19 protein-coding genes are annotated in these 21,344 nt (G+C 32.5%); 16 read left to right on the plus strand and 3 right to left on the minus strand.

The window, feature by feature from the left end; all coding sequences use genetic code 11:
* The 10 genes from FHR24_RS02910 (at window position 1) to FHR24_RS02955 (ending at window position 12,469) form a co-directional block, all read left to right on the plus strand.
* Window positions 1–1,467: a UDP-N-acetylmuramoyl-L-alanyl-D-glutamate--2,6-diaminopimelate ligase gene (locus tag FHR24_RS02910; RefSeq protein ID WP_167183616.1), complete on the plus strand. Its 1,467-nt coding sequence runs from the start codon at window positions 1–3 to the stop codon at window positions 1,465–1,467.
* Window positions 1,467–2,681: a phospho-N-acetylmuramoyl-pentapeptide-transferase gene (gene mraY / locus FHR24_RS02915; protein ID WP_167183619.1), complete on the plus strand. Its 1,215-nt coding sequence runs from the start codon at window positions 1,467–1,469 to the stop codon at window positions 2,679–2,681. Before FHR24_RS02910 ends, mraY begins: the two co-directional genes overlap by 1 nt.
* Window positions 2,682–4,016: a UDP-N-acetylmuramoyl-L-alanine--D-glutamate ligase gene (gene murD / locus FHR24_RS02920; protein WP_167183622.1), complete on the plus strand. Its 1,335-nt coding sequence runs from the start codon at window positions 2,682–2,684 to the stop codon at window positions 4,014–4,016. It begins immediately after the preceding gene.
* A 12-nt stretch (window positions 4,017–4,028) separates the two neighbouring features.
* The gene (locus tag FHR24_RS02925) at window positions 4,029–5,237 is read left to right on the plus strand and encodes an FtsW/RodA/SpoVE family cell cycle protein (protein ID WP_167186893.1); all 1,209 of its coding nucleotides are present in this window, start codon (window positions 4,029–4,031) and stop codon (window positions 5,235–5,237) included.
* A gap of 6 nt (window positions 5,238–5,243) precedes the next feature.
* On the plus strand, window positions 5,244–6,341 hold the full coding sequence (gene murG, locus FHR24_RS02930) for an undecaprenyldiphospho-muramoylpentapeptide beta-N-acetylglucosaminyltransferase (protein WP_167183625.1): 1,098 nt from the start codon (window positions 5,244–5,246) through the stop codon (window positions 6,339–6,341).
* The gene (murC, locus tag FHR24_RS02935; protein WP_167183628.1) at window positions 6,332–7,678 is read left to right on the plus strand and encodes a UDP-N-acetylmuramate--L-alanine ligase; all 1,347 of its coding nucleotides are present in this window, start codon (window positions 6,332–6,334) and stop codon (window positions 7,676–7,678) included. The genes murG and murC overlap by 10 nt, the downstream gene beginning before the upstream one ends.
* A gap of 83 nt (window positions 7,679–7,761) precedes the next feature.
* Window positions 7,762–8,391, plus strand: a complete 630-nt coding sequence (locus tag FHR24_RS02940; protein WP_167183631.1) for a cell division protein FtsQ/DivIB — start codon at window positions 7,762–7,764, stop codon at window positions 8,389–8,391.
* Window positions 8,392–8,397: 6 nt separating this feature from the next.
* Complete coding sequence (ftsA, locus tag FHR24_RS02945) at window positions 8,398–9,756, plus strand: cell division protein FtsA (RefSeq protein WP_167183634.1); 1,359 nt, start codon at window positions 8,398–8,400, stop codon at window positions 9,754–9,756.
* Between the two features lie 25 nt (window positions 9,757–9,781).
* Window positions 9,782–11,929 (plus strand): cell division protein FtsZ, encoded by a 2,148-nt coding sequence (ftsZ, locus tag FHR24_RS02950; protein ID WP_167183637.1) that lies wholly within the window; start codon window positions 9,782–9,784, stop codon window positions 11,927–11,929.
* A 90-nt stretch (window positions 11,930–12,019) separates the two neighbouring features.
* Complete coding sequence (locus FHR24_RS02955) at window positions 12,020–12,469, plus strand: GatB/YqeY domain-containing protein (protein WP_167183640.1); 450 nt, start codon at window positions 12,020–12,022, stop codon at window positions 12,467–12,469.
* Between the two features lie 62 nt (window positions 12,470–12,531).
* Here FHR24_RS02955 and FHR24_RS02960 read toward each other — a convergent pair whose 3' ends face one another.
* Together FHR24_RS02960 and FHR24_RS02965 are read right to left on the minus strand one after the other, a co-directional pair.
* Window positions 12,532–12,933: an acyl-CoA thioesterase gene (locus tag FHR24_RS02960; protein WP_167183643.1), complete on the minus strand. Its 402-nt coding sequence runs from the start codon at window positions 12,931–12,933 to the stop codon at window positions 12,532–12,534.
* An 87-nt stretch (window positions 12,934–13,020) separates the two neighbouring features.
* Window positions 13,021–14,067, minus strand: coding sequence for a LacI family DNA-binding transcriptional regulator (locus FHR24_RS02965; protein ID WP_167183646.1), 1,047 nt, complete (start codon window positions 14,065–14,067; stop codon window positions 13,021–13,023).
* A gap of 114 nt (window positions 14,068–14,181) precedes the next feature.
* Here FHR24_RS02965 and FHR24_RS02970 point away from each other — a divergent pair, with 114 nt between their 5' ends.
* A complete protein-coding gene (locus tag FHR24_RS02970; protein WP_167183649.1) occupies window positions 14,182–15,225 on the plus strand; it encodes an NAD(P)/FAD-dependent oxidoreductase in 1,044 nt (347 codons plus the stop codon).
* Between the two features lie 57 nt (window positions 15,226–15,282).
* Window positions 15,283–15,642: an SPOR domain-containing protein gene (locus FHR24_RS02975; protein ID WP_167183651.1), complete on the plus strand. Its 360-nt coding sequence runs from the start codon at window positions 15,283–15,285 to the stop codon at window positions 15,640–15,642.
* Here FHR24_RS02975 and FHR24_RS02980 read toward each other — a convergent pair.
* Window positions 15,637–16,026 carry a DUF983 domain-containing protein gene (locus tag FHR24_RS02980; RefSeq protein ID WP_167183653.1) on the minus strand — a complete coding sequence of 130 codons (390 nt, stop codon included), beginning with the start codon at window positions 16,024–16,026 and terminating at the stop codon, window positions 15,637–15,639. The genes FHR24_RS02975 and FHR24_RS02980 overlap by 6 nt on opposite strands.
* A 119-nt stretch (window positions 16,027–16,145) precedes the next feature.
* Here FHR24_RS02980 and FHR24_RS02985 point away from each other — a divergent pair, with 119 nt between their 5' ends.
* From FHR24_RS02985 to FHR24_RS03000, 4 genes are all read left to right on the plus strand, one after another.
* Window positions 16,146–18,065 (plus strand): ABC-F family ATP-binding cassette domain-containing protein, encoded by a 1,920-nt coding sequence (locus FHR24_RS02985; protein WP_167183655.1) that lies wholly within the window; start codon window positions 16,146–16,148, stop codon window positions 18,063–18,065.
* 146 nt (window positions 18,066–18,211) lie between these two features.
* Window positions 18,212–19,129 (plus strand): 1-aminocyclopropane-1-carboxylate deaminase/D-cysteine desulfhydrase, encoded by a 918-nt coding sequence (locus FHR24_RS02990; protein ID WP_167183657.1) that lies wholly within the window; start codon window positions 18,212–18,214, stop codon window positions 19,127–19,129.
* Window positions 19,126–20,160 (plus strand): glucosaminidase domain-containing protein, encoded by a 1,035-nt coding sequence (locus tag FHR24_RS02995; RefSeq protein WP_167183659.1) that lies wholly within the window; start codon window positions 19,126–19,128, stop codon window positions 20,158–20,160. The genes FHR24_RS02990 and FHR24_RS02995 overlap by 4 nt, the downstream gene beginning before the upstream one ends.
* Window positions 20,161–20,387: 227 nt before the next feature.
* On the plus strand, window positions 20,388–21,344 hold the full coding sequence (locus tag FHR24_RS03000; RefSeq protein ID WP_167183661.1) for a hypothetical protein: 957 nt from the start codon (window positions 20,388–20,390) through the stop codon (window positions 21,342–21,344).

The raw sequence follows: 21,344 nt of genomic DNA on the forward strand, positions 1-21,344 counted from the left end.
ATGGAATTAAATAAAATTTTACATAAGGTAAAAATAGAAGCTTCTAAAAACTGGAATCAACAGTTGTTGGGGGTCTCTGCTATTGCTTTTGATTCTAGAAAAGTAGTGAAAGATACTTTGTTTGTAGCTCAAAAAGGAGTGCATGTAGATGGGCATCAATATATAGAAAAAGCAATTTCTTTAGGAGCAAGTGTTATTGTTTGTGAGGAAATGCCTGAAATAATAAATAGGGTTACGGTGTTTATAGTTGTAAAAAATGCAAATATAGCCTTGGCTCAATTGGCTGCTAATTTTTATGAACATCCCTCAGAAAAAATAAAATTAGTAGGGGTTACAGGTACCAATGGTAAAACTACAGTAGCTAGTTTGTTGTGTCAATTGTTTCAGTTACTAGGTTATAAGACAGGGTTATTGTCTACGGTAAAAATTATTATAGATCAAGAAGTATTACCTGCTACACATACGACTCCAGATTCATTGGCGATCAATCAATTTATGGCTAAAATGGTAGCGGCTGGTGTAGAATATTGTTTTATGGAAGTAAGTTCTCACGGAATTCATCAGTCTAGAACCTACGGATTAGATTTTAATGGTGGAGTTTTTACCAATATCACACATGATCATTTAGATTATCATAAAACATTTAGTGAGTATAGAGATGTAAAAAAATCTTTTTTTGATGAGCTGTCTAAGCATGCATTTGCCATTACAAATCTAGATGACAAGAACGGAAATATAATGTTGCAAAATAGCAAGGCAACAAAAAAATCATATTCACAAAAAACGTTAGCAGATTATAAAGTAAAAATTCTTGAAAAAAGTTTTTCTGGAATGTTATTACAAATCAATAATCAAGAAGTTTGGGTGCAGTTAGTAGGTGGTTTTAATGCATCAAACCTAGTTGCTATATATGGAGTAGCGAAAGAGTTAGGTGTGGATGATTTGGAATTGTTAACGGGATTAAGTCAATTAAAAAGTGTAGATGGTCGTTTTCAATATCAAGTATCTAGTACGGGAATTGTAAGTGTGGTAGATTATGCACACACTCCAGATGCTTTAAAAAATATATTAAGTACGATTAAAGATGTAGCTCAGCCAGGAGTAAGTATTATTACGGTAGTAGGTTGTGGAGGTGATAGAGATAAAACCAAAAGACCTATAATGGCAGCGATTTCGGCAGAACTAAGTATGCAGGTTATTTTAACATCAGACAATCCAAGAACAGAAAATCCTATAACAATTTTAGAGGATATGGAGGCTGGTATTAAAGATGAGTATGCTTCTAAAGTTTTGGTAATTGAAGATAGAAGACAGGCAATAAAAACAGCTTGTAAGTTGGCAAAAAAGAACGATGTGGTTTTAGTGGCTGGAAAAGGACACGAAACCTATCAGGAAATTAACGGAGAGCGAACTTATTTTAATGATAAAGAAACACTAATAGAAACCTTTGAAATACTAAAGAAATAATGTTGTATTACTTATTCGATTTTTTAGAAAATGAATATCAATTAACCGGAGCTAGTTTGTTTCAGTTTATCACATTCCGTTCTGCGTTGGCATTTATGGTTTCATTATTACTGTCTACTATTTATGGTAAAAGATTAATCAACTATTTAAGAAAACAGCAAATAGGAGAAACTGTTAGAGATTTAGGTTTAGAAGGACAAGTGCAAAAAGCAGGTACACCTACTATGGGTGGACTTATTATTATTTTGGCAACCTTAATTCCGGTGTTTTTGTTTGCTAAGCTAGATAATATTTATGTAATTATTCTAATAATTACCACATTGTGGATGGGAGTTATTGGTTTTATTGATGATTATATTAAAGTCTTTAAAAAAGACAAAGAAGGACTAAAAGGAAAGTTTAAAGTTTTAGGTCAGGTTGGTTTAGGGTTGTTTGTAGGGGTTATGTTTTACTTCCATCCCTCAGTAACTATGAAATCTGAATTGCCATTTTCTGAAAAGATAGCCAATACACATTTGTTTGGAGAGGCTCATAAATCGGTAAAAACAACTATTCCTTTTTTAAAAGGAAATGAATTTGATTACACAGCCGTTTTAGGCTGGTTGGGTGATAATGCAGCAGATTATGCTTGGCTTATTTTTATACCTGTTGTAATCTTTATTGTAACTGGGGTTTCTAACGGAGCTAATTTAACAGACGGAATTGATGGTTTGGCTGCAGGAACATCTACTATTATTGTGGCTGTTTTAGGAGTCTTTGCTTGGGTGTCTGGTAACATTATTTTCTCAGATTATTTAAACGTAATGTACATTCCAAACTCTGGAGAAATGACCGTTTATATCAGTGCTTTTGCAGGTGGGTTGATAGGTTTTTTATGGTACAATACTTATCCTGCTCAAGTATTTATGGGAGATACGGGTAGTTTAACTATTGGTGGAATTATAGCGGTAATTGCTATTGCGGTTCGTAAAGAATTACTAATCCCTATTTTAGCAGGAATCTTTTTTGCAGAAAATTTATCTGTAGTCTTACAAGTTGGATGGTTTAAGTACACAAAAAAGAAATTTGGAGAAGGTAGAAGGATTTTTAAAATGGCTCCATTGCATCATCACTATCAAAAGAAAGGATATCACGAAAGTAAAATAGTAGCTAGGTTTTTAATTATAGGAATCTTGTTGGCAGTATTGTCTGTTGTTACATTAAAAATGAGATAAATGAAGAGAGTTGTTGTTCTAGGAGCAGGAGAGAGCGGTGTAGGGGCAGCCATTTTAGCTAAAAAGTTAGGAATGGATGTTTTTGTATCTGACAAATCTGTGATTAAAGAAAAATACTTAAAGCAATTAAAGAAAGAAGGAATTGCTTTTGAGTCTGGACAACATACACATGGTTTGATTTTGAATGCTAATGTGGTAGTGAAAAGCCCGGGAATTCCAGATCATATTCCATTTATAAAAAATATTAAAGAAGCCGGAATTTCAATCATCTCAGAAATTGAGTTTGCAGCACAGCATAGTACTGCTAAGGTAATTGGAATTACAGGTTCAAACGGAAAAACAACCACTACCATGCTAACGCATCACTTGTTAAAACAAGCAGGTTATAATGTTGGAATTGGTGGGAATATAGGAGAAAGTTATGCGGAGCAAGTAGCCAATCAAAATTTTGATAAATACGTATTGGAGTTAAGTAGTTTTCAGTTGGATGGAATTGAGTTATTTAGACCTCATATTGCCATGATAACAAATATAACTCCAGATCATTTGGATAGATATGAATATGATTTTGATAAATACATAGATTCAAAATTTAGAATAACCAAAAATCAAAAAGCATCTGATTATTTAATTTATGATGCCGATGACCCTGTGATTGTGGAGGGGATAAAAAAACACAGTCCAAAGGCTCAACTAGTGCCCTTCTCGTTACAAACAAAACAAGAATTTGGAGCTTATGTTGACCAAAAGGATATAGTCATTAATATTAGAAAAAAAGAATTAAGAATGAGCATTTCAAAATTATCATTACAAGGTAAACACAATACTAAAAATGCCATGGCAGCTACGTTAGCATCGCAATTGTTAAAAGCTAGAAAACAAACTATTTTAGAGTCTCTTGAGAATTTTGAGGGAGCAGAACATAGATTAGAACACGTATTAAAAGTAAACGGAGTAGAATATATTAACGATTCTAAAGCGACCAATGTAAATGCTACGTTTTATGCATTAGAGTGTATGAATAATCCAACTGTTTGGATTGTAGGTGGGGTGGATAAAGGAAACGATTATGCAGAGTTGTATCCCTTAGTAAGAGAAAAAGTAAAAGCAATTATTTGTTTGGGATTAGACAATACTAAAATTAAAGCTGCATTTGGTAGCATTGTAGATTTTATAGAGGAAGTAGAAAGTGCAGATGCTGCTGTAAAAATTGCTTACAAATTAGCAGATAAAGGAGAAACTGTATTACTATCTCCTGCTTGTGCTAGTTTTGATCTGTTTGAAAGTTATGAGGATAGAGGTCGTAAATTTAAAGATGCTGTAAGAAACTTATAAAAAATGAAGTTTATACGTTACATAAAATCATACATAAAAGGTGACCTATTTATATGGGCATTGGTTGCTGTATTGGCATTGTTTTCATTTATGCCTGTTTATAGTGCAAGTACCAATTTAGTATATGTAGCGGGAAATGGTACTACTATTGGTATTTTAATCAAGCATGCAGTGTTGCTGTTAATGGGGTTTGGAATTATGTTTTTTATTCATAGAGTTCCTTACCGATATTTTAGTGGAGTTTCTGTAGTTATGATTCCTATCGTAATTGTATTATTAATCGTAACACTAGCACAGGGGACCACAATTGGTGGAGCCAATGCAGCTAGATGGATTCGTATTCCAATAATTGGAGTTGGTTTTCAAACATCTACTTTGGCAGGTTTGGTGATTATGGTGTATACGGCCAGGTATTTGGCTAAAAACAAAGATGTAGATATCAGTTTTAAAGAAAGTTTGTTAAAGCTTTGGGTACCTATAGCCTTGGTGTTAATGTTTATTTTACCTGCCAATTTTTCAACCACGGCAATTGTTTTTTTAATGGTACTGATGGTTTGTTTTGTAGGCGGATATCCAATGAAGTATTTAGCAGGGATTGTAGGTGCTGGAGTTTTAGTATTGATGTTGTTTGTGTTAGCCGCAAAAGCTTTCCCAGGTTTAATGCCTAACAGAGTGGATACTTGGATAAGTAGAATAGATGCGTTTTCGGATTCGGAATCGAAAGAAGGATATCAGGTGGAAAATGCAAAAATAGCTATAGCCACAGGAGGTTTAACAGGAAAAGGACCTGGTAAAAGTGTTCAGAAAAATTTTTTACCGCAATCTTCTTCCGATTTTATTTTTGCCATTATTGTAGAGGAGTATGGGTTAATGGGGGCTTGTGTTGTTTTGCTGGCTTACTTTATGTTAACGTTTAGAATGTATGTAGCAACTAAAAAAGCAGGAACTGTTTTTGGAAAGCTGTTAGTGGTTGGAGTAGGATTTCCTATTGTGTTTCAGTCGGTGATTAATATGATGGTTGCAACCAATTTAGGGCCTGTAACAGGGCAAACTTTACCGCTAATAAGTAGTGGAGGGACTTCTATTTGGATGACCTGTTTAGCAGTAGGTATGGTGTTAAGTGTTACAGCTTCTGCAAATGTTACTGAAGAGGAATTAGGAGCGCAAAGTGAAGATCCGTTAGAGAGTTTATATCCAAATGAACAATTAGAAGAAGTATAACAGAATATGAGTAAAATAAAAAAAATATTAATTAGTGGAGGGGGAACAGGTGGTCACATCTATCCTGCCATAGCTATTGCTAACGAATTAAAAAATCGTTATCCCACGGCTGAATTTTTATTTGTTGGAGCTCAAGATAAAATGGAAATGGAAAAAGTTCCACAAGCAGGATATAAAATTAAAGGTTTGTGGATTGCAGGTTTGCAAAGAACTTTAAGTTTTAAAAATTTACTTTTTCCTATTAAATTAGTTCATAGTGTTTTAAAAGCAAAGGCTATTGTTCGTGCTTTTAAACCTGATATTACTATAGGAACAGGTGGTTTTGCAAGCGGTCCTACGTTATATGTAGCTGCTAAAAAAGGAATACCAACGTTAATACAAGAGCAAAATTCTTATGCAGGAATTACAAACAAATTATTGTCTAAAAAAGTAGATAAAGTTTGTGTTGCTTATGAAGGATTGGAAAGCTTTTTTCCTGCGAATAAAATAATTTTCACAGGGAATCCTGTAAGACAAGACTTATTAACCATTTCTTCTAAAAGAGAATTGGGAATTCAGCATTTTAATTTAGATACAGCTAAAAAAACATTGTTGGTTTTAGGTGGTAGTTTAGGGGCAAGAGCCATCAATCAAATTATAGAGACCAATTTAAGAGATTTGTTAAATAACGAGTTGCAAATTATTTGGCAAACAGGTAAGTTTTATATAGAAGAATATAAAAAACACAATAGTTTAAAAGGGGTGCAGACACATGCATACCTTTCGCAAATGGATTTGGCTTATGCTGCAGCCGATATAATTGTGTCAAGAGCAGGAGCAAGTTCAGTATCAGAATTATGTATTGTAGGAAAACCTGTACTGTTTATTCCGTCTCCTAATGTAGCAGAAGATCATCAGACAAAAAACGCAGCAGCTATTGTAAATAAAAATGCAGCTATTCTATTAAAAGAAACAGAAAAAGAACATTTTATGACTAAAATAAAATGTTTGCTTCAAAAAGAAGAAAAGACAAATCAATTGTCAGAAAATATAAAAGCATTGGCTAAGCCAGATGCAACAGTTAGAATTGTAGAAGAAATTGAAAAAATAGTCAAGTGGAATTAAAAGATATACAGAACATCTATTTTGTGGGGATTGGGGGTATTGGAATGAGTGCCATTGCTAGCTATTTTGTAAAAAACGGTAAGCAGGTAGCGGGTTATGACAAAACACCATCTTTAGTTACAGAAGCTTTAGAGGCACAAGGTGTGACTATTACTTTTGTAGATGATGTTGCTACTATTAACAAGACTTTTTTAAATGCAAAAGAAACGTTGGTGGTGTATACACCTGCAATTCCTAAAGACAGTAAGATATTGGCTTATTTTGAAGAGCACAATTTTACAGTAATAAAGCGTGCGGCTATTTTAGGAGAAATTACTAAAAATACTATTTGTTACGCAGTAGCAGGTACGCATGGTAAAACCACAACATCTTCTATATTAGGACATATTATGCATGTGTGTAATACGGGAGCAACTTCTTTTTTAGGAGGGATTACAGAGAATTACAATTCAAATCTAATTTTAGGAGGTGATAAAATATCGGTTGTAGAGGCAGATGAGTTTGATCGTTCGTTCTTGCAATTGTCTCCAAACGTAGCTTGTATCACTAATATGGATGCCGATCATTTAGATATTTATGGAGAAAAAGAAGCTTTAGAAACCTCTTTTAAAGAGTTTGCTGCCAAAGTAACAGATTTACTTATTGTAAAAAAAGGATTGCCTGTTGATGGTTTGACTTATGGTGTTGAAGAGGAGGCAGATTATCAGGCTTTAAACGTAAAAATAGAAAATGGATCTTTTGTGTTTGACGTGAAAACACCTAATGGTTTTGTAGAAAATGTAATTTTTCATTTGCCAGGAAGACACAATGTCTCTAATGCATTGGTATCTATTGCGATGGCAGAAAAACATGGGCTGTCTTTAGAAGATATAAAAGAATCTTTAGCAACATATAGTGGAGTTAAAAGACGATTTTCTTATAAAATAAAAGAACAAGATTTTGTGTTGATTGATGATTATGCTCATCACCCAACAGAAATAGCGGCTGTAGAAAGTGCGGTTAGAGAAATGTATCCAGGGCAAAAAATATTGGTGATTTTTCAGCCTCATTTATTTTCTAGAACACGCGATTTTATAGATGATTTTGCTAATAGTTTGTCAAAGTTTGATGAAGTAGTACTGTTAGATATTTATCCAGCAAGAGAATTGCCTATTCAAGGTGTAAATTCTACTTGGTTATTGGAGAAAATCAGTAATAATAACAGATCTTTGCAGGCCAAAAAAGAAGTAATAAATACAGTAAAAAACACAGATGCTACTGTGGTAGTTATGTTGGGGGCAGGAGATATAGGGGTGTTGGTAGAACAAGTAACCAAAGAATTATTATTAGCGCAATGAAAAAATATTTTGTTTACATAAAAACAGTTTTGCTTCTACTTATTGTAGGGCTTGTTTTGGGTTTTACATCCAAAAGAAATGCTATGCGATCTGTTTCTGATGTAGCAATTACGTTTAGTAATGAAGACAATTTATTCTTAACACATCAAATGGTTAATAACTTGTTAATACAAAAAGGTAAGCATGTTGAAAATCAACCTAAAACCTTAATAAATTTACAAGAACTAGAAAATCTAGTGCAGGCACACCCAATGGTCTCATCTGCACAGGTTTCTGTAGGAGTTATAGGAGATTTAAAAGTAAGTGTAAAGCAAAGAAAGCCGTTGGCAAGAATGTATAACACGCAGAATGTGGTTTATTTAGATGCTAAAGGTTTAGAAATGCCTTTGTCTAGCAATTATTCAGCAAGAGTTCCTGTTATCAATAATAAAAATGGTTTTATCAAACCAAAGGAAGTGTTTCCGTTAATTCAGAAAATTGACTCAGACGATTTTTTGAAAAAATTAGTGGTTTCAGTTCAAAAAGATAAAGAAGGATATTGGTTTCAAACTCGTTACAATCAACAAAAAGTATTGTTAGGAGATTTGAATAAAATAAATCAAAAATTAAAAAAACTAAAAGTGTTTTACAGCTATATGGAAAAAGATAGTTTGTCTAGCACGTTTAAAAAAATAGATTTACAGTACAACAATCAAGTTGTTTGCTCAAAATAAGTAAGGATGGAAAATAACCGTATTGCTATAGGATTAGATATTGGAACCACTAAAATTGCTGCCATGATTGGTCGTGAAAACGAGTATGGTAAAATTGAAGTTTTAGGTATAGGAAAAGCAAAAAGTCTAGGGGTAAAACGTGGTGTTGTTAATAATATTACACAAACAATTCAATCAATTCAGCAAGCCGTTGAAGAGGCCGAAAATGTTTCGGGATTAAAAATTGATACGGTTACTGTAGGTATTGCGGGACATCATATCAGAAGTATTCATCACAGTGATTATATTACTAGACCTGATGCAGAAGAGGTGATTGATGAACAGGATATAGAAAATTTAATAAACCAAGTACATAAATTGGTTATGTTGCCTGGTGAGGAAATTATTCATGTATTACCACAAGAATTTAAGATCGATAGTCAATCGGATGTTACAGAACCTATAGGAATGTACGGAGGTAGATTAGAAGCTAATTTTCATGTAGTTGTTGGACAAGTTTCTCAGATTAAAAATATAGGTAGATGTGTGACAAGTTCTGGTTTAGGATTGTCTGCCATTACGTTAGAACCTTTAGCATCTGCAGAAGCAGTGTTAAATGATGAGGAAAAAGAAGCAGGAGTTGCTTTGATAGATATAGGAGGCGGAACTACCGATTTGGCCATTTTTAAAGATGGAATTATTCGCCATACAGCTGTTATTCCTTTTGGAGGAAACGTAATTACAGAAGACATTAAAGAGGGTTTTTCTATTATAGAAAAACAGGCAGAATTGTTAAAAGTAAAATTTGGGTCTGCTTGGCCAGGAGAGAACAAAGACAATGAAATTGTATCAATTCCAGGACTAAGAGGTAGAGAGCCTAAAGAAATTACTTTAAAAAGTTTGTCTCAAGTAATTCACGCAAGAGTTACAGAAATTATAGAGCAAGTGTACTTAGAGATTAAAAACTATGGACATGACACTCAAAACGGAAAATTAATTGCAGGAATAGTGTTGACAGGAGGAGGGTCTCAGGTAAAACATTTAAAGCAATTGGTAGAATATATTACAGGAATGGATACAAGAATAGGGTATCCTAATGAGCATTTAGCAGGAGGGTCTGATGAAGCTTTGTCGAGTCCAATATTTGCAACCACAGTAGGTTTGTTAATGAAAGGATTGGAAAAGTTACCAGAAGAAACAAAAGAAGAAGTTGTAGAAACACCTGTGTTTGAAACAGTAGAGCCTAAGCAAGAAGAAGTAATAGAGGAGGAAGTTATTGAGGAGCCTAAGGTAACTGAACAAGAAAAAGAAGTGCCTAAAAAGAAAAAATCATGGTTAGATAAATTTACCTCTAACTTAAAAGATTTTTTAAACGAAGCAGAATAAAAATTGACCCATAAATCCCATAATTATGAGTGATACACCATTTAACAACGTGGCTTTTGATATGCCAAAATCTCAATCTAATTCTATTAAAGTAATAGGAGTTGGAGGAGGTGGAAGCAACGCAGTAAACCACATGTTTACCCAAGATATTAAAGGAGTAGATTTTGTGATCTGTAATACAGATGCACAAGCCCTACAAAATAGTCCTGTGCCTAATAAAATTCAATTAGGAGTTAGTTTAACTTCTGGGTTGGGGGCTGGAGCAAATCCAGATGTTGGAGAAAAAGCAGCAGAAGAAAGTATTGAAGAAATTAAAAAAGTACTGACTTCTCAAACAAAAATGGTATTTATTACTGCTGGTATGGGAGGTGGTACTGGTACAGGTGCAGCTCCAATTATTGCTGGTATTGCTAAAAAAATGGATATTTTAACGGTTGGGATTGTTACCATGCCGTTTCAGTTTGAAGGTAGAATGCGTTCTAAACAAGCGCAAAAAGGAGTTGATGAATTAAGAGATAATGTAGATTCTTTAATTGTTATTAATAACAACAAGCTAAGAGAGGTCTATGGTAATTTAGGTTTTAAAGCAGGTTTTTCTAAAGCTGATGAGGTTTTGTCTACAGCATCTAGAGGGATTGCAGAAGTAATTACACATCACTACAAACAAAATATAGATTTACACGATGCCAAAACAGTACTGTCTAACAGTGGTACTGCTATTATGGGGTCTGCAAAAGAAGTAGGAGAGGATAGAGCTCAAAATGCAATTAGAAAAGCATTAGATTCTCCGTTGCTGAATGATAACAAAATTAGAGGAGCCAAAAACGTATTGTTATTAATCGTTTCTGGAACTGAAGAGGTTACTTTGGATGAAATAGGAGAGATTAACGATTTTATTCAAGAGGAAGCAGGATACGAAGCCAACATTATTATGGGGGTGGGTGAAGATGATGATTTAGGAGATGCTATTGCTGTAACAGTTGTAGCTACTGGTTTTGCAATAGATCAACAAAGAGATATTACCAATACAGAGGTTAAAAAAGTATATCATACTTTAAATACAGAGCAAACGGCTCATTATAATTTTGAGGAAGAACAATCTGTGGTAAGACCAAGAATGACTCGTATTATTGACGAACCTATTGTAGAAGAAAAAAAGGTAGTTCATCAGTTGTTAGAAGAGGAAGAACCAGAAGTTTTTGCAGTTCCCAAAAAACAACTAGAAAAAGAATTGATTCCAACAACATCGGCAATAGAGCAAATAGATGTTGTTTTTGATGAGGTGAAACCCGTTGTAGAAAATATAATAGAGGAAGAAATATCTGAAGATGATTTTATTATTAATGATGTAACTCCAGATTTGTTTTCTGTAATAGAAGAAGAGCCAAAAGCAAAAGTAAATGTATTTGACTTGCCTGTAGAACAAGCTGTAGAGGTTAAAAACGAAGTAATTGATGTTTTTGATTTACCCGTTGTAGATGCAGAAGAAGTTAAGACTGAGGCCGTAGCAAAGGAAGTTGAAGAAGAGGTATTTAATATTTTTGAATTACCTGTTATAGATGCTGAAGAAATTGTATTTGAGAAAAAAGAAGAAGCTCCTAAAAGAACTGTTTTTGTATTAGAAGAAGAGGAAGAAGAAACAATTAATGAAATTAAAGTTGTTGAGGCTAAGAAAATTGAGCGTGAACCCGAGGTGAAAGTAGAAGCGACAGCAAACGGAGGTAAAAAGTACACGTTAGAAAATTTTGACATTCAACCTACAATAAGTAAGTCATCTTCTTTACAAATTGATAGAAAAGTGGCTGAGATTAAAGTAAATGAACCCGAAGAAATTAAATTTGAGGTAAGAGAAAAATCTGTAGCCAAAACAGAAGTAGAAGAAGATTGTGATGAGAAAGTATCTCCTTTAAATGTGACTATATCTGAATTGCAAAAGAGTGCAGAAAAGAGAAAGAGTACATTTAAAAAATACAGTCATCGTTTTAAAAATGCTGCTTTTAACGAAGATTTAATCGATGATATTGAAAAAGAGCCAGCTTATAAAAGATTAGGAGTAGAGTTGCATAGCAAGCAAGATGTTGATAAAATATCTAGAACTTCTATAGATGTGTCTAACGATAATGAAGTAACAATTAGAAAAAACAATTCTTTTTTACATGACAATGTAGATTAGTAAAACAGATAACAAGTACATGAAACCCAATCCTATTAGATTGGGTTTTTTTAATACTTTTGTATTTAAATCACCTAAAAATAGAATAAAATGAGTTTATCAAAAGATATTATGGTTAAAATGAAAGAAGCCATGAAAGCTAAAGATACTGTTGCATTAGAATCTTTAAGAGCAGTGAAATCTGCTATTTTATTAGCACAAACAGAAAACGGTGCTAAAGAAGAGTTAACAGAAGATACGGAGCTTAAAATTTTACAAAAATTGGTAAAACAACGTAAAGATTCGGCAGTTTTATATACTGAGCAAGGAAGAGCAGATTTAGCAGAGCCAGAATTGGCTCAGGCTGAAGTGATTTCTCAGTTTTTACCTGCGCAAATGACAGAAGATGAGTTGAAAGCTGCTTTGACAAAGTTGATTTCTGAAACAGGAGCTTCGTCTATAAAAGATATGGGAAGATTAATGGGAGTTGCCTCTAAAGAGTTTGCTGGTAAGGCAGATGGAAAAGCAATTTCAGTGGTAATTAAACAACTATTGTCTTAATAAAGAGGTAGTATGTTGCTATAAAAAAACCGACTCATATGAGTCGGTTTTTTTATGGGTTTTTAATTTGTACTTTCGGCTTTTAATCTGTCTTTTACAAATTCAATTTCTGTTTTTCCGTGTGGTTTGGGTTTGCCATCATCTCCTAGGTTTACCATAATAATATTATCAACTTTAATAATGGTTTCTCTAGTCATTTTATTTCTAACTTCGCAATTTAATACTAATGATGATTTTCCAAATTTAACAACTTCAATACCTATTTCTATAATATCACCTTGTTTGGCAGAACTTAAAAAATTAATTTCTGACATAAATTTGGTAACTACTTTGTTGTTTTCAAGTTGTATTATAGAATACAAAGCAGCTTCTTCATCAATCCAAGCTAATAATTTACCTCCAAATAAGGTTCCGTTGGCATTTAAATCTTCGGGTTTTACCCATTTTCTAGTGTGAAATCTCATAGGCTTTAATATTTGTTATAAAGGTACTATTTGGTGTAATAAATACCTATTAGAAATGATAGATTAAAACTGTTTAGGTATATGGATTTACTTATAGTTAAGTTTTAAGAAAGATTTGGTAGAGTTTCTCATAACCAAATCTGTTTTGATAATTTTAGTTTCGTAATCAGGGTTTTCTATATCTTCTTCAATTCTCTGAATTAAAAGTTTTGCAGCTTTAGCTCCCATTTTTTCTCCATGCTGGCTAATTGTAGTCATTTGCGGACTAGCATGTCTAGCTAAAATTCCGTTAGAAAATGCAATTACAGAAAAATTACCTGGAATACTGTATCCAAGTTTTTGAGCTACTTTTTGTATAGCAATACCTGTAGCTTCGTTTGTTGTAATTACCCCATCAATTTGGTTGTTTTCTAACATAGGAGTTAGTGCTCTTTCGTATTCTTTGTAGTTGATTTCTGTTAAATCAACCATAATATCTTTGTTTGCAGGAAGTTTAAATTCTTCCAAAGCTTTTAAATATCCTTTTTTCCTTTTTTTAGTACTTGTTAATTTATTGTTGGTAGATATAAAAGCAATGTTAGTACAGCCTGTGTTTTTTAAGTGTTCTACAGCATTAAAGGTTGCTTTATGATCTTTGATCATTACTTTGTCACAGTCTAGTTCTTTAGGAATTCTATCAAACATAACAATAGGAAAACCTTCATCTAACACATCTTGAAAATGAGAATATTCTTTGTTAATGCTTGTTTCTAAAGCAGGAGATATTATAAATCCATCAATACTACCATTAGATAGCATTTCTAAAATTTCTATTTCTTTACTTGTTTTTTCGTTAGAAACGCAAGTAATAATTTTGTAACCAAGTTCGTTTGCAACTTGTTCTATTCCATTAAAAACTTGTGCATAAATGTATTTAAGCATGTTAGGAATTAAAACGGCAATGGTTTTTGTTTTTTTGTTTTTTAAACTTAACGCATTAAAATTGGGTTTGTAATTAAACTCTTTGGCATATGCTTGAATACGTTTTTTGGTTGTCTCTGCTATTTCGTGACTGTCATTCAGTGCTTTAGAAACAGTAGAGATGGAAACGCTTAGCTCTTTAGCTATGTCTTTAATTGTAAGTTTTTTCTTCATAAAGTTTATATCGCAAAAAAATAGTGAGTTTGTAGATTCCGAAAGCAAATATACTCATAATTAATAAGTTGTATTTTAATATCTATCAATTTCTTAAAATTGTAAATTTGCAGCATGCAAGTAGATTATATTATTGTTGGTTTTGGTTTGGCTGGAATGGCTATGTCAAAAGAATTAGAAGATCACGGACATTCTTTTGTGGTGTTAGATAACGCTTCACAAGTTTCATCGCGAGTAGCGGCAGGAGTTTTTAATCCTGTAATTTTAAAACGATTTACGCCTGTGTGGAATGCCGATGAGCAATTGGATAATTTATTTCCTTTTTATACCGATATCAGTAAAAGATTAGGGGGGGAGTATCTTACTTTTTTTGAAACATTAAAGGTGTTTAAGTCTATAGAAGATCAGAACAATTGGTTTATGGCTTGCGATAATCCTTTGTTAGAAAAATACATGAATCCTAAAATTATTAAAGAGGAAGTAAACGGAATTCATTATTTTGAAGGCTTTGGACAGGTAAAAGGAACGGGACGAGTTTTGGTTACAAAAGTGTTAGATGATTATATAGATTATTTAAAAAATAAAGATCAGTTTTTAGAGATTCCTTTTCTACACGATGAATTAGAAATTAATCAGGATACAATTAATTATAAAGATATTACTGCCAAAAAAATAATTTTTGCCGAAGGATATGGTTTAAAAGAGAATCCCTTTTTTAATCATTTGCCATTAACAGGAACCAAAGGAGAAATGTTATTTATAAAAGCTCCCGAGTTAAAATTAACACAACAAATAAAATCAGCATTATTTGTATTGCCTGTAGGAGATGATATCTATTGGATTGGAGCAACTTTTAATTGGAACGACAAAACGTTAGATGCTACAGAAAAAGGAAAAGCAGAGCTGTTAGAAAAATTAAACACAATGATTGATGTTCCTTATCAAGTTATAAATCAGTTTGGGGGGATTAGACCTACCGTTAAAGATAGAAGACCTTTGGTAGGAAAACATTCAATACACAAAAACTTAATTGTATTCAACGGAATGGGAACTCGTGGAGTGATGATTGCTCCAACGGTTGCAAAACAACTATATCAATATTTGGAAAATAACAAATCGCTACCTAAAGAAATTGATATAGAAAGATTTAAATCATAAAGAGATTTTTATCTTTATACAAAAAAAAAGATGTTGTTAATTACACAAAAAATAATCATGAGGAGTTTCTTACTAGCAATTACTGTTTTTGTGATGAGTTGTTCTTCCAAAAAAGAAGAAACACCAGTTGCTAAAGTAAATGTTGCTGTGTCTAAAAAAGAGACTGTAAAAGAACAATTTATAGATACAGTTTTTTATGCTGTACAAATAGGTGCCTATAAGGACTTTAATGTTGAATTTAGTTCTGATATTATTAAAATTTCCGAAAACGGATTAAATCACTATGTATTAGGAAGTTTAAAAACGAAAAGTGAAGCGGATCGATTTTTAGAAATATTAATAGATTTAGGTGTTAAAGATGCTTTTGTTGTTAAGCTTAGCAATCATAAAATTGTTGAGAAATTTTATGAATTATAAAACTCTATCTTTTGGATCTTTAGCGTATTTAATAAATAAGTGAATCCAAATTACTCTAGATAATCTTAAGCTCCAAGGGGCTAATAAAAACAATCCTATAGCAATAGTTACTAGGCTTTCTCGCATAGTTAAACCAAAAAGCACAACACTAATTACATAAATAGCCACCGCTACAGCAACACTTAGTCCATACCCCACATACATAGCTCCGTAAAAAAAAGAAGGTTCCCTCATGTATTTTAAATTACAATTTGGGCAATGAGTTTTAGTTTGAGTGGTTTTTAAAACATTAAAAGAAAATTTGTTTTCAAAGAACTCACCTTCTCTACACTGTGGGCATTTAGATGTAAAAATGCTATATAGTTTGCTTTTATTTGTAGACATGGTCTATTTTATTTATGGTATTTTTGCAATGTATTTAGAATAAAACAAATGCAGTACAGGATCTAATATTACAACAAATATAGTTCCAATTTTACATATATAAGCAACAAAAGTTACATATGGTTAATGTTCACAATTTAACGGTTACATTTAATGGTACAGATCTTTTTTCGGGAATTACTTTTAAGTTAGAAAAAGGAAATAGAGTAGGTTTGGTAGGGAAAAATGGAGCAGGAAAATCTACTTTATTAAAGGTGTTATCTAAAGATATACCTAGCGATGGTGGTACTTTGGCCTTTGATAAAGATATACAAATAGGTTTTTTACGTCAGGATATAGATTTTATTCCAGGTAGAACTATTTTAGAAGAAGCCTATCAAGCCTTTGAAGAAATTAAGCAGATAGAAGTTGAATTAGAAAAAATTAACAATGAGTTAGCAGAAAGAACAGATTACGAAAGTGACTACTACGTAAACTTAATGCATGATTTAGAAGAAAAAACAACTCGTTACGAATTGTTAGGAGGATATAATTACCAAGGAGAAACCGAAAAAATATTACAAGGACTAGGTTTTAATAGAGAAGATTTTGGAAAGCTAACAGATACATTTTCTGGAGGATGGAGAATGCGTATTGAGTTGGCAAAACTATTATTACAACAAAACGATATTTTATTATTGGATGAACCAACCAACCACTTAGATATAGAGTCTATTATTTGGTTAGAAAATTTTTTAAGAGGATATGCAGGAGCTGTTGTGTTGGTTTCTCACGATAAAATGTTTTTAGACAATGTAACCAATAGAACCATAGAAATTTCTTTGGGACAAATTTACGATTACAAAAAACCGTATTCTCAGTTCTTATTGCTCAGAGATGAGATTCGTGAAAAGCAATTACAAGCTCAAAAAAATCAGGAAAAAGAAATAAAAGCAAAAGAGGAATTGATAGAGAGATTCCGCTACAAAGCAACCAAAGCTAATTTAGCACAATCGCTAATAAAACAGTTGGATAAAGTACAGCGTATAGAGGTAGACGGAGAAGACAATGCAGTAATGAATGTTCGTTTTCCGTTGTCCAAAGAGCCAGGGAAAATTGTGGTAGAGGCAGAAAATGTGTCTAAAAGTTACGGAAACAAACATGTGTTGGCTAATGTTGATATGATGATTGAGCGTGGTTCTAAAATTGCTTTTGTGGGGCAAAATGGACAGGGGAAATCTACTTTAGCAAAAATGATGGTAGGGGATACAGACTATAAGGGAAACTTAAAATTAGGACACAACGTAGAGATAGGATATTTTGCGCAAAATCAAGCAGAGCATTTAGATGGTGAAATTACCTTGTTAGAAACCATGGAAAATGCTGCGAATGATGGAAACCGAGCTAAAGTAAGAACAATGCTAGGTTCTTTTTTGTTTAGTGGAGATGATGCAGAAAAAAAAGTAAAAGTATTATCTGGAGGTGAAAGAAATAGATTGGCATTGTGTAAAATGTTATTGGAGCCATTTAATGTATTAATTATGGATGAGCCTACTAACCACTTAGATATTGCTTCTAAAAATGTGTTAAAAAAAGCCTTAGAAAACTTTGAAGGTACTCTGATTTTAGTTTCTCACGATAGAGATTTTTTACAAGGTTTAACCCAAAAAGTATTCTACTTTAAAGACAAGTTAATTAAAGAGTATTTAGGAGATTTAGATTATTTTTTAGAAGAACATAAGTTAGAAGATATGCGTGCTGCCGAAATGAAAACGGTGGTAGAAACGGAGAAACCAATAGAAAAAAAATCAGGAAGACTAAGTAGAGAGGAAGAAAAAGAACTTAAGAAAATTAAGAACAGATTTAGCAAGGTAGAAAGATCTATTGCTGATTTGGAAAATGAAATCAAAAAGATGGATGATCAGTTAGCAGAAAATTATGAAAAGCATGCTGCTGATGGGACTTTTTTTGAAAAATACCAAGCTAAAAAAGACGAGTTAGATAATTTAACAGAAGAATTGTTTGAGCTAGATGATGAAATATCGTCTAAAGAATCGTAAGCTTCTCGATACACCCTGAAACGAGTTTAGGGCACTCGAAGTGACAATGTGAAAATAATGTCAGGTCGAGTTTTTTATGAAGTGTAACGAAATAAAAAGTATCGAGAACTTGTTGATTGTTAAAAATACAATACAAAAAGTAATTAATGACATCAGAAAACATACAAATCATTTTACCTTTATTGCAAAAGCAAGAAGTAGAGCTGTATGTAAAAAGAGAAGATTTATTGCATCCTTTTATTTCTGGGAATAAATTCAGAAAATTAACATACAATCTACAAGAGGCTAAAAAACAAAAAAAAGAATACCTTCTTACTTTTGGAGGAGCATATTCCAATCATATTTTGGCAACGGCTGCTGCAGGAAAAGAATTTGGTTTTAAAACTGTGGGAGTGATTCGTGGAGAAGAACTAGAAATTGATTTGCAAAAAACATTTTCTAAAAATGCTACGTTAAAAAAAGCTAGTGAATTTGGAATGGAGTTTTTGTTTGTTTCTAGATCAGAATACAATCAAAAAAAAGAAATTACGTTTTTAGATAAGTTACAAATTAAATATCCCAATAGTTATTTGGTTCCAGAAGGAGGAACCAACTCTTTGGCAATAAAAGGCTGTGAAGAAATATTAACAACTAATGATACGCGTTTTACACATATTTGTTGCGCAATGGGAACAGGCGGTACGGTTACAGGTCTTATAAATAGTAGTTTAAAACATCAAAATATTTTAGTATTTCCATCGTTAAAAGGTAATTGGGTTGCGGATGAAATAAATAGTTTAAAACCTAACAAAAAAAATTGGAAGGTGATTTTAGATTATCATTTTGGAGGCTATGGAAAAGTATCCGATGAATTAATTACATTTATTAACCAGTTTAAAAAACAAACATCAATTCCTTTAGATCCTATTTATACAGGAAAAATGATGTTCGGTTTGTTAGATATGGTTCAACAAACTCAATTTAAAAAAGGAAGTAAAATTTTAGCAATACACACAGGTGGGCTTCAGGGAATTGAAGGGATGAATGTGTTGTTAAAACAAAAAAATAAAGAAATTATTCAATGAGAAAAATTATAGTTTGTGTGCTTACTTGTTTAGTGGTGGCTTGTGGTTCTAGTAAAAAAGTAACGGAAAACAGCAGTGCTAAAAATGTAAACACTCGTCAAGAAGTTATGGTAGAGCCTAGTAAAGAGGCTTTAAAAGAAGTGAAAAAAGCAGTTACAGAAACTAAAAAAGATGCGAATAGTTACTTAAACGAAACTACGCTGGCTTATGTAGAACACTATGCTCCGTTAGCTATGGACGAGATGAGGAAGTTTAAAATTCCGGCAAGTATTACGCTAGCTCAAGGTATTTTAGAATCTGGAAGCGGAAAAAGTCAACTATCAGCAAAATCTAACAATCATTTCGGAATAAAATGCCATACAGGTTGGAAAGGAGCAAAAGTATATCATGATGATGATGCAAAAGGAGAATGCTTTAGAAAATATCAGTTCCCGGCAACTTCTTATCAAGATCATTCTTTGTTTTTAACCACTCGCTTTAGATATGCAAGTTTATTTCGTTTAAAAAAAGATGATTATAAGGCTTGGGCAAAAGGTTTAAAAAAAGCAGGATATGCTACAGATCCAAAATATCCAGATAAACTGATTTCTTTTATAGAAAAATATGAGTTGTATAAGTATGATAGAATGGTGTTAAAAGGAAAGATAGACACGGATCATTTAACAGAAAAGGTAGAGGTTGCAGAGATTGTAAAAGATTTTAAAGAAGAGTCTAAAAGACGAAAAAAACTAAATAGAAAGGGAGTTCATACTGTAAAAGAGGATGATACTTTATATTCTATTTCTCAGAAATATGGAATTTCTATAGAAGAAATTAAGGTGCTAAATAACTTAGACAGTAATGTTATTCATCAAGGTGATGAGTTAAAGTTAAGAAGCGATGCTAAAAGAGATAGTTACCATATTGTAGAAAAAAAAGAAACCCTTTATTCTATATCTAAAGAATACGGTGTTACGGTAGAAGAATTAAAACAAATGAATGGTTTAAAAGACAATACACTGTCTATAGGTCAGGAGTTAAGAGTAGATTAAATATATACTGCTAGTTATTGTCTATTTTTTAAGATGTCTGTTGTTTAAAAATAAATTCTATTCAAAAACTCAACTAGATTAATTTCAAAATCATTTGTTGCACTTATTAATTGCTATATATGTAGTTAATGTGTGGTTAGAATTTAATCATGCGTGTTGTTAAAAGTTTAATTTTGATGTTAGTTTTATGGTATATTAATAATTAAACTAATCAAAAGCCGAAAAAAATGAGAATTAAACTACATCCGTTTGTGTATCTTATAATGTTTATTGTCTTGTTTAGTTGTGCATCAAATTCTGAAGATGAATTTGTACCACCGTCTAAAGTAGAAGAATGTGATAAGGTATGTGATGCTGGATTTACATTGAATGAAGAAACTTGCGAGTGTGAAGAAAATCCTGTTGAGGAATGTGATAAGGTCTGTGATGCTGGATTTACTTTGGATAAAGAAACTTGTGAGTGTGAAGAGATTCCGGATTTGACAGAAGGTATAAAATATGGAGATAATTACATTGTTTTTCAACCTGAAATTACCAAATCTAATTTAGATACATGGAAGCTAAGAACTATAGGAGGTGATGGGTATTATCCAGAAAATGTAAACGCGAATATAAAAGATACTGATTTGCCTGCAATAGAGAATAGTTACTTAGAATTTACAGGAAATAATCTAAATGGAGGAACTCCCACATCACCTTTAAAATACACGTTTGTGTGTCCTAAAACTACCAAATACCGATTGGTGATGAGAATGTTGCAACCCTTAGAATCTTGTACTATAGGGTCTAGTCATTGTGCAGATAACGGGTATGTTAAAGGAGATAAAAGAAATGACTGTTGGGTTAAGTTAGAAGGAGATTTTACTTCGGGAAACCATATTGTAACCGAGGACTTAAAGAAAACTAAAAAGTTTTGGGGTAGAGGAGTAAGAAAATGGGGATCTTGTCATATGATAGAAGCACACAATAAAGAAGGTAAAGGAGTTAATGCTAAGGCTCTGTATAATTTAAAAGAAGGAGAAGTGTATGCATTTACCATTGCCGGACGTGCCCAAGGTTGTAGTTTAGACTATGTAATGTTTTATGAAGAAACATTAGAAACATCTTTAAATTTAACTATAGAAAATCATACAGATATAGCACTTGAGTTTCCAGAAGTTTACAGACCTAATACCAATAAGTAA

The sequence above is a fragment of the Wenyingzhuangia heitensis genome, from assembly GCF_011762155.1.
GTDB classification, from domain to species: Bacteria; Bacteroidota; Bacteroidia; order Flavobacteriales; family Flavobacteriaceae; genus Wenyingzhuangia; species Wenyingzhuangia heitensis.